13 protein-coding genes and 1 CRISPR repeat array are annotated in these 15,504 nt (G+C 45.0%); all 13 genes read left to right on the forward strand.

Going from position 1 to position 15,504, the window contains the following annotated elements:
• Window positions 1-162 precede the first annotated feature (162 nt).
• Window positions 163-1,554 (forward strand): MATE family efflux transporter, encoded by a 1,392-nt coding sequence (locus QZ375_RS08320; RefSeq protein WP_295217814.1) that lies wholly within the window; start codon window positions 163-165, stop codon window positions 1,552-1,554.
• Window positions 1,555-1,728: 174 nt separating this feature from the next.
• Window positions 1,729-2,097, forward strand: coding sequence for a CidA/LrgA family protein (locus tag QZ375_RS08325; RefSeq protein WP_295217816.1), 369 nt, complete (start codon window positions 1,729-1,731; stop codon window positions 2,095-2,097).
• On the forward strand, window positions 2,090-2,782 hold the full coding sequence (locus QZ375_RS08330; protein WP_295217818.1) for an LrgB family protein: 693 nt from the start codon (window positions 2,090-2,092) through the stop codon (window positions 2,780-2,782). The genes QZ375_RS08325 and QZ375_RS08330 overlap by 8 nt, the downstream gene beginning before the upstream one ends.
• 11 nt (window positions 2,783-2,793) lie before the next feature.
• Window positions 2,794-3,483: a GntR family transcriptional regulator gene (locus tag QZ375_RS08335; protein WP_295217820.1), complete on the forward strand. Its 690-nt coding sequence runs from the start codon at window positions 2,794-2,796 to the stop codon at window positions 3,481-3,483.
• A gap of 142 nt (window positions 3,484-3,625) precedes the next feature.
• Window positions 3,626-5,440, forward strand: a complete 1,815-nt coding sequence (locus QZ375_RS08340) for a glycoside hydrolase family 5 protein (RefSeq protein ID WP_295217822.1) — start codon at window positions 3,626-3,628, stop codon at window positions 5,438-5,440.
• A 254-nt stretch (window positions 5,441-5,694) separates the two neighbouring features.
• The gene (gene cas3 / locus QZ375_RS08345; protein ID WP_295217824.1) at window positions 5,695-8,046 is read left to right on the forward strand and encodes a CRISPR-associated helicase Cas3'; all 2,352 of its coding nucleotides are present in this window, start codon (window positions 5,695-5,697) and stop codon (window positions 8,044-8,046) included.
• A gap of 38 nt (window positions 8,047-8,084) precedes the next feature.
• On the forward strand, window positions 8,085-8,843 hold the full coding sequence (cas5c, locus tag QZ375_RS08350) for a type I-C CRISPR-associated protein Cas5c (protein ID WP_295217826.1): 759 nt from the start codon (window positions 8,085-8,087) through the stop codon (window positions 8,841-8,843).
• Window positions 8,827-10,656 (forward strand): type I-C CRISPR-associated protein Cas8c/Csd1, encoded by a 1,830-nt coding sequence (gene cas8c / locus QZ375_RS08355; RefSeq protein ID WP_295217829.1) that lies wholly within the window; start codon window positions 8,827-8,829, stop codon window positions 10,654-10,656. The genes cas5c and cas8c overlap by 17 nt, the downstream gene beginning before the upstream one ends.
• Entirely contained in the window at window positions 10,656-11,507 is an 852-nt protein-coding gene (gene cas7c, locus QZ375_RS08360; RefSeq protein ID WP_295217831.1) for a type I-C CRISPR-associated protein Cas7/Csd2, read from the forward strand. Before cas8c ends, cas7c begins: the two co-directional genes overlap by 1 nt.
• Window positions 11,504-12,166: a CRISPR-associated protein Cas4 gene (gene cas4 / locus QZ375_RS08365; RefSeq protein ID WP_295217833.1), complete on the forward strand. Its 663-nt coding sequence runs from the start codon at window positions 11,504-11,506 to the stop codon at window positions 12,164-12,166. Before cas7c ends, cas4 begins: the two co-directional genes overlap by 4 nt.
• Window position 12,167: 1 nt before the next feature.
• Window positions 12,168-13,196, forward strand: a complete 1,029-nt coding sequence (gene cas1c, locus QZ375_RS08370) for a type I-C CRISPR-associated endonuclease Cas1c (protein WP_295217835.1) — start codon at window positions 12,168-12,170, stop codon at window positions 13,194-13,196.
• Between the two features lie 6 nt (window positions 13,197-13,202).
• Complete coding sequence (gene cas2, locus QZ375_RS08375; RefSeq protein ID WP_295217838.1) at window positions 13,203-13,493, forward strand: CRISPR-associated endonuclease Cas2; 291 nt, start codon at window positions 13,203-13,205, stop codon at window positions 13,491-13,493.
• 159 nt (window positions 13,494-13,652) lie between these two features.
• A CRISPR array of direct repeats spans window positions 13,653-14,818; the repeat unit is 32 nt; unit sequence GTCGCCCCTTACGTAGGGGCGTGGATTGAAAT.
• A 101-nt stretch (window positions 14,819-14,919) separates the two neighbouring features.
• On the forward strand, window positions 14,920-15,504 hold a 585-nt coding region (locus QZ375_RS08380; protein WP_295217840.1), incomplete at its 3' end, for a hypothetical protein.

Below are 15,504 nucleotides of genomic sequence, written 5' to 3' on the forward strand. Positions count from 1 at the left end.
TCAGAATAGTATTGAATAATTTGACAAACGAATACAGGCATGCTATAATAAAAGTAGTATTGTATAATTAAATAAGTGGTATCAATTCCGGGAATTCTTCTCAGTTAATGGGGTGTCCCGGATTTCTTGCCTTGACATTTTGAAAGACGGAAGGGATTTTATATGGGTACGAAAACGAAGCATTACGAGATCGACATGTGCAGTGGTCCGGTTCTCAAAAAGATGCTTCTTTTTGCGCTGCCGCTGATGGCGTCGAGTATTCTCCAGCTGCTGTTCAATGCGGCGGATGTTGTCGTGGTGGGAAAATTTGCCGGGGACAATTCGCTTGCTGCTGTGGGGTCTAACACAGCCCTCATCAATCTTTTGACGAATTTATTTGTTGGGCTGTCCATCGGTGCCAATGTAGTTGCAGCGCGATCTTATGGGGCAAAATCATGGGATGAGCTGGGAAAGACGGTGCATACATCCATGCTTCTCAGTATGATCAGCGGCCTTCTCCTCACGATAATTGGCATCATTGGGGCGAAGCAAATGCTGATCTGGATGCAGACACCGCCGGAAGTTTTGTCCCTTGCCGTAATGTATCTGCGCATTTATTTTCTCGGTATGATGTCCACCATGGTGTATAACTTCGGCAGTGCACTGCTTCGTGCAGTAGGGGACACAAAGCGGCCGCTCTATTTTCTTCTCTTTGCCGGTGTCATCAATGTCGTGTTGAATCTGTTGTTTGTGATCGTATTCCGAATGGATGTCATGGGCGTTGCTTTGGCGACAGTAATTTCCGAAACGGTTTCGGCCATACTGATCCTGCGTTGTCTGATGAAAGAAGAAGGCGGCATTCACCTGGACTGGAGGGCATTGCGGATCGACCGGATGAAAATGTTTCAGATCCTGCGGATCGGACTGCCAGCAGGCTTTCAGGGTGTGGTCTTTGCCTTGTCCAACGTGGTCATCCAGTCCTCGGTGAATCTCTTCGGAAATATCGTAGTTGCCGGCAATTCTGCCGCTGCCAATATCGAAGGTTTTGTCTATATGGCGATGAATGCGTTTTATCAGGCAACGCTGTCTTTTGTCAGTCAAAATTATGGTGCCGGAGAAGAAAAGCGAATCAATCGTATTGTGCTGACAGGGCAGCTCTGCGTTATTACAGTGGGGATTCTGTTGGGCAATGGGGTAGTGCTGTTGGGAAAACCTCTGCTGCATATTTATTCTGACAGTCCGGAAGTCATTGCCGCCGGTATGGTGCGTCTGAAATATATCAGTCGTGTATATGCCCTCTGCGGCATCATGGATGTTATGGTAGGTGCACTGCGCGGCATCGGCTATTCTGTCATGCCTATGGTGGTTTCAATCGTGGGCGTGTGCGGACTGCGTCTGGTGTGGCTGGCAACGGTATTCCAGATGCCGGCGTATCACCGGATCGAAACGGTGTATATTTCTTATGCTGTTACGTGGATCTTGACTATTGTGATCTATGTGATCGCTTTCCTGTGGATTCGATCCTGCCAGAGCCGCAGAACCAAACGCTCCGGTGCCTGTGGCTCATTGAAATAATATTATATTATTAGCCGGCATGCAACATTTGTGTGTCGGCTATTTCTATGATACAGTTCACTTCTATATCAGAATAATTCCACAAAATATAGCTTGTTTTACAATAAATATCTCTTGACGCTGAGATACCGGTGTGATATAATTGGTAGTACCAATTTGAATGGAGGAATTGTTGTGAAGTGGATCAAGCAATTCGGTATCATTTTAGGCGTTTCGTTTTTGGGGGAGATTTTGGAGAGATGTATTCCGCTGCCCATTCCGGCGAGCATTTATGGCATTGTTCTCCTGTTTTTCTGTCTGAAACTCCATGTGATCCCATATGCGTCTGTGCGGGAAACGGGAACATTTTTGATCGAGATTATGCCGCTGATGTTTATTCCGTCAGCAGTGGGACTGCTGGAATCTTGGGATATCATTCGTCCGGCATGGTTGGAATACATTGCTGTGATAGTTTTGTCTACCTTTATTGTCATGATCATCTCTGGCAGGGTCACTCAGTTTGTTATCTGCCGCAGGAAAGGGGAAAAAGCGGAACATGCATGATTTCTTAGAAAATTCCATCTTTTTTGGCACTGTGATCAGCGTGGTATCCTATGGGATAGGTGTATTGTTGAAAAAGAAGTGCAAGCTTGCTATCTTGAATCCGCTGCTGATCTCCATCACCATCACCATTACATTTCTGGCGTGCGCCGATATCAGCTATGATAAGTACTATGAGGGTGCAAAATATCTCAACTATTTGTTGACGCCTGCAACAGTTTGCCTGGCGATACCGCTGTATGAGCAGCTGGAACTGTTAAAGCATAATTGGAAGGCCATTTTAATTGGCATACTTTCCGGTGTCCTGTCCAGTCTGGGGATGATTCTGGGAATGGCGATGCTGTTTCAGTTTGATCATCGGGAATACGTCACTTTCCTGCCGAAGTCCATTACAACAGCGATCGGTATGGGTGTTTCAGAAAAACTCGGCGGCTATGTTTCCATTAGCGTTGCAGCAATCATTATTACGGGTGTGCTGGGAAATATTTTTGCGGAATGGATCTTCCGGCTGTTTCGTATCCGGGAACCCATTGCCAGGGGTGTTGCATTGGGCACAGCATCCCATGCTATCGGTACTGCAAAAGCCATGGAACTGGGAGAAGCAGAGGGTGCTATGAGCAGTCTTTCTATCGTGGTTGCTGGATTGATCACAGTTGTCGGTGCAACGATTTTTTCACACATTATGTAAGGTGGTAATGCATGAAAGAAAAATCCAGAGAATACCAGAAGGTGATCACGTATTTATCCGATATGATTGCAGCCGGGGAATTGACAATGGGCTCCAGGCTGCCCACGGAGCGAAAAATCGCAGAGATCCTATCCATTGGGCGCAATTCCACCAGAGAAGCCCTGCGGATGCTGGAAAATACAGGAGTTATTGAGAGCCGCAGGGGATCGGGCAATTATCTGGTGGGGAATCTGTCCAGGGCGATTTTCGATGTAGTGGATATGATGCTGCTTTTGCGGCAGACAGATCAAGAGGAGATATGCTCGTTCCGGCGCAATATGGAAAAGGCTGTCTGTCGAACAATCGTGGAAAATCATACTTTTTTCAACTGGCGGATACATGCGCTGGAGTTGCTGAACGCTTCGGCACAGTCGGATTCCTTTTCAGAGCAGGTGGAGTTGGATCGGCAGTTCCATTATTTGCTGATTCATGCTACGGAAAATAACTTTTGGATTACTATGATGGAACCTATTGCAGATGTGTACCGTCGTTGGATCGATGCTGCATTGCTGTCGGCAGATGAACAAGTGACAGTGCAGCTCCATCAGGCGCATGTGGATATGTTTCAGGCGTTGGAGAATAGCGATATTGTCCTTTGTGAAAAAGCAATTGAAAGACATTATAATCTGGTGGATGGGGAAATGCGGAAAGAAAATACCTGATTTGACATCGTTCACATACCTGGATAACATCATTTTTAGAGGTATTCTCAATACATTTTGTGAAATTTCCCATAAAATTTCTTGACAGCGTGAAATTCTATGGTATAATAAAGGTAGTATGTTATTTTGGAGGTATTATGGTATGAACTTTTGGAAAAAAATCACCGCTTGTATACTGGCAGGCGCAATGACGGCTTCTTTTGCCGGATGCGGCTCCGGTTCCGGTGACGAGTCCTCAAAGACGGAGGAATCCGGCAAAGAGGAGAGCAGAGCTGTTCAGTACGATGGTGACTTTACCATTGGCGTTGACGATGTGGCAGAGGCAATGGGTGCTGGCTGGAACTTGGGCAATCAGTTGGAGGCAAATGCCGGCGGAAAAGTCAACGAAACTGCATGGGGCAATCCGGAGGTGACGCAGGAACTGATCACTGCTGTTGCAGATGCTGGATTTACCACAGTTCGTGTGCCGGTTTCCTATCTGGATCGCATTGATGACGCCAACGGCTATCAGGTGGATTCCGCATGGCTGGATCGTGTAGAAGAAGTGGTGCAGTACTGCTATAATGAAGGGCTGTACGTGATCATCAATATGCACGGCGATGGATATAACACCATCGATGGTGGCTGGTTCCTGGTAAACGGTGAGGATCAGAATTATATCTGTGAAAAGTATGAAGCGGTCTGGAAACAGATTGCAGAACGCTTCAAGGATTATGACGAGCATCTGGTTTTCGAGTCCATGAACGAGGAATTCGATAACAGCTATAACGGTGATCCCGACCGGGATTACTACGCAAATCTGAACAAGTACAACCAGATCTTTGTGGACACCGTTCGTGCTTCCGGTTCGAAGAATACACACCGTTGGCTGCTGATGCCAGGTTGGAATACTAACATTGAATATACCGTTGGGGATTATGGCTTTGAAATGCCTACCGATGAAAACTGCTCTGCCGGTGAAAGCCGTATGATGGTTTCTGTTCATTATTACGATCCGTGGGATTACTGCGGTACTGAAGATCTGAAAACCATTCTGTGGGGTGACTACGGTTTGAATTTGATCGAAGTCAATGGCTTCCCGAAGATGAATTATCCGAAGTGGGGCGATCAGGATTATCTGGACGATCTGTTCCAACAGCTGCATGACAAGTTTGTTGCAAATGATATTCCTGTTATCATCGGTGAATACGGTTGTATCGACAAGTCCACAGCCTATGCTGATTTCAGCGGTCAGATTCAGGGCAATCGTGCATATTTCAACGGTTATGTTGCTGGAAAGGCTGCTTCTCTGGGTATGATCCCGGTATACTGGGACAACGGTTTCAATGGCGTATATGGTTTTGGTCTGTTTGACCGCAACACCTATGAGCAGACCCAGCCGGAGATCATTTCTACTATTATTGAAGCAGTGGAAAATAAGGATCCGAAGGCTGGCATGGATACAACCGTGGAAACTAAGGTGGAGACAACCTCCGAAGCACATGCATATATAGGCGTGCAGACTGAGATCTTTACTTTCCGCAATGCGTGCAGCGACGGAAGTTATGGTGCAGAGACTGAGTATTTCAATACCCTCATCAAATGGGGTGAGAATGACGAGATCATTGACACTGGCGCTACTTTCACAGATGCAACCATTACTGAAGATGGTACATATACTGTTTCTGTGGATGGTTATGATTTCTCTTCTGACAGCAGTAAGCTGAATATGCTGTTTGTCAGCACCGATTTCCCGTATTATAATACCATGGATGTGACAGATGTGGTTCTGAAATGCGATGACAAGGAGATCGCTATTGACAATCCGCTTGTGATTGCCGATGAGCAGGGCAATCTGTACATTGAATTGGTAAACATCTATAACACTGATCTTGCGGCACTGGATTACACAATGCCTACCGATAGCTTTAGCGTAACCTTTACTATCAGCGGCATGGACAAGGTATTGGCTTCGTAAACGGATCTCACTTTTCTGATTCTTCAAAACCTCTCAGAGCACTTCTTCTGAGAGGTTTTTTGTATAGTTTTGTAATTAAAGCATACCTGAGAATAAAATATAGTGTCGGATTTTGTCGAACAACATGTAAAGAAATTGATAATTTTCACAAAAACAATTGCAAAATATTTTTGTTGGATGTATAATATAACCAGGACAGATACAGTGTCTCTGTCATTCAAAATCATTAAAAACAAAGATTATGGAGGTGAACAATGACATATATTGCACATAAAAAAGAAGGCAGCGATGAAATTCAGACGGTGTCCGACCATTGTGAAGGCGTGGCTGAACTTTCGTCAGAATTTGGGAAGCGTATGGGCATGTTTGCAATGGGAAAGCTTGCAGGATTACTGCATGATGCTGGAAAATATGCACCTTCTTTTCAGAAGTATATTTCAGGAGAAGGGAAATATAGGCGAGGTGAAATTGATCATTCCTTTTGCGGCGCAAAATATCTCTGTGAATTTGCTGACCGGAAAGGAGAAAATTATTATGTGTCGAGACTTATCGCAAGAGTGATCGTGTCCCACCATGGGATCCATGATTGTATAAAAGATGACGGAGATGATTCGCTACAGGAACGTATCAGCAAAGAGGAGGAATATGGTCTTGTATCAGATCAGCTGCGTGCGGTATATCCCGAAAAGATTTTGACCATGTATCTGGAAGATGCCCATAAGGAATATTGCAGTATCCGGGAATCAATCAAAGCAATCAGCCCCAATCGGGAGCAGTTTGCTTTTTATCGGGGAATGCTGGAACGAACACTCCAATCGATTCTGATCGATGCAGACCGGACAAACACGGCTGATTTCTGTAATGATTATCCGGAACAGATGCCTAGACAGACAGAAAATGTCTGGAAAAACGCCTTAGACACGCTTATGAAACGGTTAGACGAATTTGACAATACCTCTGAGATCTCCCGGATCAGAAGCAGCATTTCAGAGAGGTGCAGTGAATTTTCTGAAACAAAAACAGGAATCTGCCAGCTTATTGTACCTACGGGCGGCGGAAAGACCTTATCGTCCTTACGATTTGCCTTGCTGGATTGTCTGAACCATGGAAAAGAGAGGATTTTTTACGTTGCACCGTTTATGTCCATACTGGAACAAAACAGCAGTACCTTCCGGGAAATCATAGGCGAGGACAATTTTTTGGAACATCACTCCAATGTTATACATGGTAAAGAACAGGAGAATGAACTGCAAAAGTATGAGCTTCTCACGGAACGATGGGATGTACCTATGATCGCCACAACTATGGTGCAGTTTATGAATACATTGTTCTCGAACAAGATGGCTTTAGTTCGCCGAATGCATTGTTTGGCAAATTCCGTAATTGTCATTGACGAGGTACAGTCGATCCCTGTACGCTGTATTTCTATGTTTACTGCGGCGATGAATTATTTATCTAAAATCTGTGGGTGCACCATTGTATTGTGCACTGCCACACAGCCGGATTTTTGCTGGAATGATTCCAGTTTTCAATTGCTGCTTGATGAAAATCCCAGTATGACAGGGGATTATTCCGACGATTTTGCCGCACTGAAACGCACTGAGATCCTTCCCGTATTCCAGGACTGCAAATATTCCAACTGCGAAATCGCCAATTTTTGTTACGAAAAGTATTTGGAAGAACGATCGGTGCTTCTGATCGTCAATACGAAATCCGTTGCCCGTGAAGTGTATCAGCTTCTGGAAGAACGAAATAAGACTTTTCCATCGGAAGAACAGGCGCATTTGATCCATTTGAGTACAAACATGTGTCCAAAACACCGACAGGATAAAATCGTGGAAATGAAAAATCTTCTGAAAAACGGGGAACGGATCATCTGCGTTTCTACACAGCTTATTGAAGCAGGCGTGGATATTTCGTTCCGCTGTGTTATCCGTTCTCTTGCTGGACTGGATCGTGTGGCACAGGCAGCCGGACGCTGCAACAGAAATGGAGAATCTGCGGCACTCGGCAAGGTCTATGTGATCAATGCACAGGAGGAAAAAACAACATATATGCCGGAGATTGCTTCCGGAAAATCCATTGCAGAACGATTCTTTCGGGATCCGTCTGAAACTGAATATTTGTCGCCCCAGACCATTCGTTCTTATTTCCGGCTTTTTTACGAAGAAAATCGCAGTATGGTGGATTTCCCAGTGGATGCCTATCAAAGTAAGCACACGCTTGTAGAATTGCTTTCTCTGAATTCGTCTGTTTGGGGAAAACGGAAAATGAAGCCTCTCAGGTATAGTGCACAGGCGTTTAAAACAGCCGGGCAGTTGTTTGAGATGATCGATGAGAACTCTGTCAGTGTTATTGCTCCTTACGATGAGGAGGCTAAAGAACTGATTCTGGCGTTGCAGCAAAAAGACACGGTAGACAAAGAGCAGTTGCGGCAATTGCAGAAGTATACCATAGGTATTCCCCACTATCTATATCAGAAGTTGCTGGAAAATGGTTGTCTGTATGTGACTAGTCATGATATTGTGATACTAAATGGGGAAAATTATAATGCGGATTTTGGGATGGATGCGGAAATAGGCAAGTTGGAATTCCTGGGGTGCTGACATATTTCCCCGGAAATCATTTTAAAAAGAAGGGAGTAATGGAATTGAAGGAGCACAGAAATACGGTGGTATTTTCCGTCTATGGAAAATATGCGCTTTTTTCCGATGTGATCACCCGTCCCGGCAAAGAAAAGACAACTTACATGATACCAACTTATGAAGCGCTGAAAGGGATCATGCACAGTATCTATTTCAAGCCGACTCTGATATGGTATATTGACCGGGTGCGGATCATGAATCAGATCCAGACAGTCCGAAAAGGAATGCGGCCTTTGGTGTATGCGAATATGAAAAAACCGGATCTGGCGTATTATACTTATTTGGCAGATGTGCATTATCAAGTGCAGGCGCATTTCGAATGGAATTTGAATCGCCCGGAATTGCAAAATGACAGAAATGAAAATAAGCATCACAACATTGCAAAACGGATGATCGAACGAGGCGGACGGAGAGATATTTTTCTCGGAACCCGTGAGTGCCAAGGGTATGTAGAACCATGTGTATTCGGTGAAGGCGAAGGCTTTTATGACAACAGCGGTACTGTGCCATATAATCTGATGTATCATGGTATTACATATGCGGACGAAGCGGAAAACGAAGAGGACAAGGGTTTCATGACAGTACGCTTCTGGAATCCGGTCATGCAGGACGGAATTATCGACTTTCTTCCGCCGAAGGATTGTACAATCAAGAGACAGATCAAGCCCATGGCAATAAAAGCATTCGGGAAAGAACATCAGAATTTCAGCGGTCTGGACGAATTTTCAGAGGTGGTAGAGAATGAGCTGGACAAGTGAATTATACAAGATTTATATGCACCATAAGGATGACCAGGATTTTCTGCCTCTGTATCACATCCAGGTACAAGCTGCAATTGAAGTTACCCTTGATGAAAATAGTCAATTTGTTACCGCAGAGCTGGTGGAAAAAAAGCAGGCTGTAACGCTTGCACCGGTTACAGAGGATTCTGCTACAAGAAGCAATAGCCCGTCTCCCATGCCGTTTACGGAAAAGTTGAGCTATATTGCCGGGGACTATTGTCAATATGTAAATGATAAAAAAGCAGAACAGAAATTTGAACTGTACCGGGAGCAGATGGAACGTTGGATGGGGAGCGATTTCTGCCATCCTGCTGTGCGTATCGTATATCAATATGTGATACAGAAAAGTCTGATACATGATTTGGTACAGCGTCAGATTTTCCAGACGGATGACAAAACCGGGAAGCTGAAAGTGGAGGATGTCTTTGTCAGATTTCGTATCAACTATACGGACAAAAGTAAAACGGCAAAAACCTGGGAAGATAAGGAGTTACAAGATTGCTTTATTGCGTTCAATCGACAGGCAGGGGGCAAAAGGGAACTGTGTTACGCTTCTGGTGAGATTGTTCCCATTACTTATAAGCATCCGGCAAAGATCCTGAATGCCGGGGATAAGGCAAAGCTTATCTCTGCCAATGACGATACCGGCTTTGCCTATCGGGGACGGTTTTCTTCCAAGGAAGAGGCGTTTTCTGTGGGATATGAATATTCCAATCAGATTCACAATGCGCTGAGCTGGCTGGTACAGAACCGATGCGTACGATTTGGTTCTCTTTATTTGATCATATGGGAATCAGAGGATCAGCCTCTTCCGGATATCCGCAAGCCGGCGATTGATATTGAGGATGAATATGACGGGGATGATGCAGATGCATCAGCGTCTCAGGGTGCATATTCCAATTTTAAGAGCAATCTATGTCAAATGATTGAGGGCTATCGGCAGAAATTTGACTATGATGCCAAGGTCATGCTCATGGGACTAGATGAAACAACGCCCGGAAAGGGGCGTATCTCCATGTCTCTCTATACGGAGATCGCAGGCTCCAGGTATTTGGAGAATATACAGTATTGGCATGAAACCACCGTAGCAGAGCGGTGGTATTCCACAAAGAAAAAATCTGTTTTTAATACCTTCTCTCTGTTTGAAATTATCAATGCAGCATTTGGGCATGAGGAAGGAGAAAAACTTGCGTGCAAGCCGGAAGTTTTGAATAATATCATTCTCAGGCTTGTTCCCTGCGTGACGGAACGCAGAAAAATTCCGTCTGATATTGTACATCAACTGTGTGCAAAGGCATCCCGTCCGTTGTCCTATAATAAAAAGTATAACCACAGACTGGTGCTGGAAGTTGCATGCGGTATGATACGAAAAAGAAATATTGAAAATCACGAAGGAGTGGTAGCAGTGTCTTATGATCCCAATGAGACAGATCGCAGTTATCTGTATGGATGTTTGCTGGCTCTGGCAAACAAAACGGAGGCTGGAACGTATAATGATGAAGAGGATCGAAAAAAACGCAGTACCAATGCACAGCGGTACTGGGAGGTCTTTTCCAAAAGACCTTGCCAGACATGGAAAATCATTGAAGAACGGCTTCAGCCCTATCTGAACAAGCCGGGCAGTAATAAGGTGTTTTATGAGAAGTGCCTCAATGAGATTATGGATAAAATGACCATGGAAATGTTCTCAGATGACAGTGCTTTATCTCCGGCGTATCTGCTGGGGTATCATCATTATACATCCTATTTATACAACAACAAGAAAAATAATACTGAGGAGGAAGCATAATGGCAGCTTTGGAACATAAAATTGATTTTGCATTGATCGTGACCGCAAAGAACGCAAATCCCAATGGAGATCCCTTGAGTGGAAACCGTCCCCGTGAGACCTATGACGGATATGGAGAGATCTCCGATGTCTGTATCAAGCGGAAAATCAGAAACCGCTTTCAGGATATGGGAGAAAACATCTTTGTCCAGTCTGCGGACAGGGCGACAGATGGATTCACCAGTCTCCAGGGTCGTGCAGAGGGCTGTGCAGCATTAAAAGCTATCGTGAACGGAAAAAAGACAGATTCGGTAAAATATGCAGAAGCTGCATGTCAGGAGTGGATCGATGTCAGAACCTTTGGGCAGGTGTTTGCATTCAGTAATATTTCAGTCGGTGTCCGTGGCCCTGTCAGCATCCAACCGGCAATCAGTGCATCACCTGTTGATATTGTCAGCATGCAGATCACCAAGAGTGTTAACGGTGAGGATAAGAAAGAACGTTCTTCCGATACTATGGGCATGAAGCATTCCGTAGATTTTGGTATGTATGTGATCTATGGCAGCGTGAACTGTCAGCTTGCAGAAAAAACAGGTTTTTCCGCAGAAGATGCAGCTTTGCTGAAAGAAGCACTCAAGACTCTTTTCGAAAATGACTGTTCCTCTGCACGTCCGGAAGGCAGCATGGAAGTTTGCCGCTTGTACTGGTGGGAGCACGACTGCAAGACACCGAAATATTCCTCTGCAAAAGTACATCGCCAGCTGAAAGTGAACTTGAAAGCAGATGTGCAGCGTCCTGCAAGCTTCTGGGATTATGAGATCTCACTGGATGTTCTTGACGGGTTGAATGCAGAAGTCATTGATCTGATATGAGCTATTCAGAAGAGGAATACCTGATGCTTTCTGGAATCCAGCATTTTATGTTTTGTCGCCGGCAATGGGCGTTGATTCACATCGAACAGCAGTGGGATGAGAATTATCGCACAATTGATGGGAAGATCATGCATAACAAAGTGCATGACAACAGTTTCCGGGAAACGAGAAAAGGCGTTGTTACCGTAAGAGCACTGCCGGTCAGTTCGGCTGCGCTTGGTATCAGCGGAGAATGTGATGCGGTGGAATTCCATAAATCAGAAGCCGGCGTATGGATTCCCAGATTAGAGGGAAAATATACGGCTGTTCCGGTGGAATATAAGCGTGGGAAACCGAAAGAGGATCTGTCAGATACCATGCAATTGCTGCTGCAGGCACTATGTCTGGAGGAAATGCTTTCTGCTTCTGTTCCTTTTGGTTATCTGTATTACGGTGAGACAAGGCACCGGGTCAAAATTGAATTTACAGATGCACTCCGGAAGACCGCACAGGAAATGACAGAGGAAATGCATGACCTTTTCCGCCGGCAGCATACACCGAAAGCAAAACGGACAAAAGCGTGTAATGCATGTTCGTTGAAGCATATCTGTCTACCTGCACTCCCGAAGAAGAAAACGGTACAATCGTATCTCCGAACAATGTTGGACAGTGAGGGCTGATATGAAAAAACTGCTGAATACATTGTATATTTTCACCCCTGGTAAATGGCTTTCCTTGGCTGGAGAGACAGTTGTGATCAAAGAGGGCGGCACTGTGCTGAAATCCGTTCCGTTGCATAATCTGGAAAGCATCCTGATTTGCGGCGGAGGTGCAACACCGGAACTGATGGGAAAGTGTGCATCAGACGGAATCGCAATGACATATCTGAGCCGGAATGGAAAATTTCTTGCAAGAGTGCAAGGTGCGGTCAATGGCAATGTCCTGCTTCGCAGACAGCAGTACAGAATTGCAGATGATGCACAGGAGAGCTTGAAAATTGCCAGGAATATGATCCTTGGGAAACTATTCAACAGCCGGTGGACGCTGGAACGCACGATCCGTGATCATGGATTGCGGATTCAGACTGAACGGTTTCGGGAAAAATCGGACTATCTAAAAAACAACATCAAGAAGCTTTCAGAGATACAATCTCTTGATTCCTTACGTGGTCTGGAGGGAGAATCTGCTGTTTCCTATTTTTCTGTATTTGATGATATGATTTTACAGCAGAAAGAAGAATTTTATTTTAAAAACCGGAATAAAAGACCGCCGCAAGATAATGTCAACGCAATGCTGTCTTTTGCGTATAGCTTAATGACTTCCATGTGTTCTTCTGCGCTGGAATCTGTGGGATTGGATCCGTATGTGGGATTTCTGCATACAGACAGACCGGGAAGAGCTTCTCTTGCATTAGATCTTGTAGAAGAGTTTCGTTCCTCCTTTTGCGATCGCTTTGTTTTGTCATTGATCAATAAAAAGGTGATTGGTGATTCTGATTTTATGCAGGAAGAGGATGGTGCTGTTTTATTAACGGACACAGGAAGAATGAAGTTCATTCAGTCCTGGCAGAATCGCAAGCAGGATACATTGACGCATCCATTTCTTGAGGAAAAGATTCAGTGGGGAATGGTGCCTTATGTCCAGGCTCTGCTGCTTGCCAGATATATCCGAGGTGACCTGGATGAATATCCGCCATTTCTGTGGAAGTGAAGCATTATGTTGATATTAGTAACTTATGATGTGAGCACAGAAGATAATGCCGGAAAAAAGCGCTTGCGTCGGGTTGCAAAAGAGTGTGTGAACTACGGAACAAGAGTCCAAAATTCTGTTTTTGAGTGCGTCGTCGATGGCGCAAAGTTACGTTTGTTGAAGGAGAAACTGATCAATGTGATCGATCCGGAAAAAGATAGCCTGCGGTTCTATTATCTTGGGAATAACTACAAAACAAAAGTGGAGCACTATGGTGTAAAAATGGGTATTGATCTGGAAGAACCGCTGATCTTTTAGTGCGAATGCGAAGTGAACAGAAAATCACTGTTGGATTCGCACTACATTTCTTGGTGCTTTTTCACTTGTTTTTCTTATCAAAGTATACGAAAGTATTTGCTTTGTTGCAAAGCATACAGAAGTTTGTTCTGTTTGTTCACATATTTTGTCTGTTTTGCAGTCGCCCCTTACGTAGGGGCGTGGATTGAAATCTGCCGGATGCAGGGTTACTGTGCATCACCTGGGGTCGCCCCTTACGTAGGGGCGTGGATTGAAATCGGGAATAGAAGCGCTTATGTGGAGTTGATATCAGGGTCGCCCCTTACGTAGGGGCGTGGATTGAAATCCGAAATATTACGCTTGACAGTGATACGATACCTGTCGCCCCTTACGTAGGGGCGTGGATTGAAATAAAGTAATCTTTAATGCGTTTGTTAGAAATTACTGTCGCCCCTTACGTAGGGGCGTGGATTGAAATTGCGGAATATGCTGATGCAATACAAGAATTCCGGGTCGCCCCTTACGTAGGGGCGTGGATTGAAATGTCCGGTCATTACCAGTTCACCGCCTCATCAACAGGTCGCCCCTTACGTAGGGGCGTGGATTGAAATCCAGAAACGGAACAACCAAAAGCAGAGTGTTATGAGTCGCCCCTTACGTAGGGGCGTGGATTGAAATTTGCACGTAACCGCAGAGATATCATCGACGGTTCTGGTCGCCCCTTACGTAGGGGCGTGGATTGAAATGAATAGGCCCCTGTCCACGATTGCCGGGCACTCTGGTCGCCCCTTACGTAGGGGCGTGGATTGAAATTGGTACTGATTCCAACGCCTGCCGTTTCCGCACCAGTCGCCCCTTACGTAGGGGCGTGGATTGAAATGAGAGGAGTGAACGGAAAGAATGATTGATATTGAAGTCGCCCCTTACGTAGGGGCGTGGATTGAAATTTCAGCACAGCTGATGCAAGTTTTATATACCCATCGTCGCCCCTTACGTAGGGGCGTGGATTGAAATACAACGCTTTGAGCCGTTGTTTACACAATAATCGTCGCCCCTTACGTAGGGGCGTGGATTGAAATTGTGCAAGCTTGCAGCAATCAGTATAATGCACTGTTGTCGCCCCTTACGTAGGGGCGTGGATTGAAATCTGGTATTGAATGCCAGTAGCACCATAACCAACAGGTCGCCCCTTACGTAGGGGCGTGGATTGAAATCCGCATGGAAAACCCCCTTTACTGGTTGTATCCGGTCGCCCCTTACGTAGGGGCGTGGATTGAAATTCGTTGGGGTACAACGCATAAAGGCATTGACATTGTCGCCCCTTACGTAGGGGCGTGGATTGAAATTACCGGTGCATTAAAGACTGGCTGGCGGACAGTAGCAATGTCATTAACTTAACACTAGCCAAGCGAGGCGAAATCTGCTAAAATAAAGAAGGGTGAAGAAAATGAAAGCAGAAACAAGGTTCATACGGCAAATACAAAAGATGGCAAGTGATGTGGAATTTCAAAGCAAGCACGTCAGAGATGCCGAAAAAGATTTCAAGCGGACAAGAAAACTTACGTTTTCAGATGTTATCATGTACACAATCGGGAATACAAGAAGTCCGCTTGAACTGGAGGCACAGCGTTTTTCAAAGTATCTCACAGCGGATGAAATCAGCGGTGCAGCTCTGTGTAAAGCCCGGCAGAAAATCAAGTATACCGCATTTGAGGAACTGTTTGAGCAAACAGCGGCATCTGCTCCCAAAGATAAGCGGTTTCACGGATATCATCTGTATGCAGTGGACGGGATGAAGGGAGAGTTGCCTAAAACTCCGGAATTATCCGCAAAATACTGCGAAACTGAAAAGTGTAAAACGCCGGTATTTCACGCAGTATCAACTTTTGATATTCTGAATGAGATGTTCATACGTTCTAAATTTCATTTTGGAATTGCCGATGAAAGAGAACTCGCCGGCAAGATGATTGATGCTGTGGCACAAGATGTATACTACAAAGATGAGCCGCAAATATGGATATTTGACAGAGGA

It is taken from the genome of Ruminococcus sp. (genome assembly GCF_019417665.1).
Lineage (GTDB): Bacteria > Bacillota > Clostridia > Oscillospirales > Ruminococcaceae > Ruminococcus_C.

Excerpts from the sequence above, each read along its gene's own strand:
- cas5c (WP_295217826.1), top strand. The coding sequence starts at position 8,085 with ATGGAATTGAAGGAGCACAGAAATACGGTGGTATTTTCCGTCTATGGA.
- cas1c (WP_295217835.1), top strand. The coding sequence starts at position 12,168 with ATGAAAAAACTGCTGAATACATTGTATATTTTCACCCCTGGTAAATGG.
- QZ375_RS08340 (WP_295217822.1), top strand. The coding sequence starts at position 3,626 with ATGAACTTTTGGAAAAAAATCACCGCTTGTATACTGGCAGGCGCAATG.
- cas7c (WP_295217831.1), top strand. The coding sequence starts at position 10,656 with ATGGCAGCTTTGGAACATAAAATTGATTTTGCATTGATCGTGACCGCA.
- cas2 (WP_295217838.1), top strand. The coding sequence starts at position 13,203 with ATGTTGATATTAGTAACTTATGATGTGAGCACAGAAGATAATGCCGGA.
- QZ375_RS08330 (WP_295217818.1), top strand. The coding sequence starts at position 2,090 with ATGCATGATTTCTTAGAAAATTCCATCTTTTTTGGCACTGTGATCAGC.
- QZ375_RS08320 (WP_295217814.1), top strand. The coding sequence starts at position 163 with ATGGGTACGAAAACGAAGCATTACGAGATCGACATGTGCAGTGGTCCG.
- QZ375_RS08335 (WP_295217820.1), top strand. The coding sequence starts at position 2,794 with ATGAAAGAAAAATCCAGAGAATACCAGAAGGTGATCACGTATTTATCC.
- cas3 (WP_295217824.1), top strand. The coding sequence starts at position 5,695 with ATGACATATATTGCACATAAAAAAGAAGGCAGCGATGAAATTCAGACG.
- cas8c (WP_295217829.1), top strand. The coding sequence starts at position 8,827 with ATGAGCTGGACAAGTGAATTATACAAGATTTATATGCACCATAAGGAT.
- cas4 (WP_295217833.1), top strand. The coding sequence starts at position 11,504 with ATGAGCTATTCAGAAGAGGAATACCTGATGCTTTCTGGAATCCAGCAT.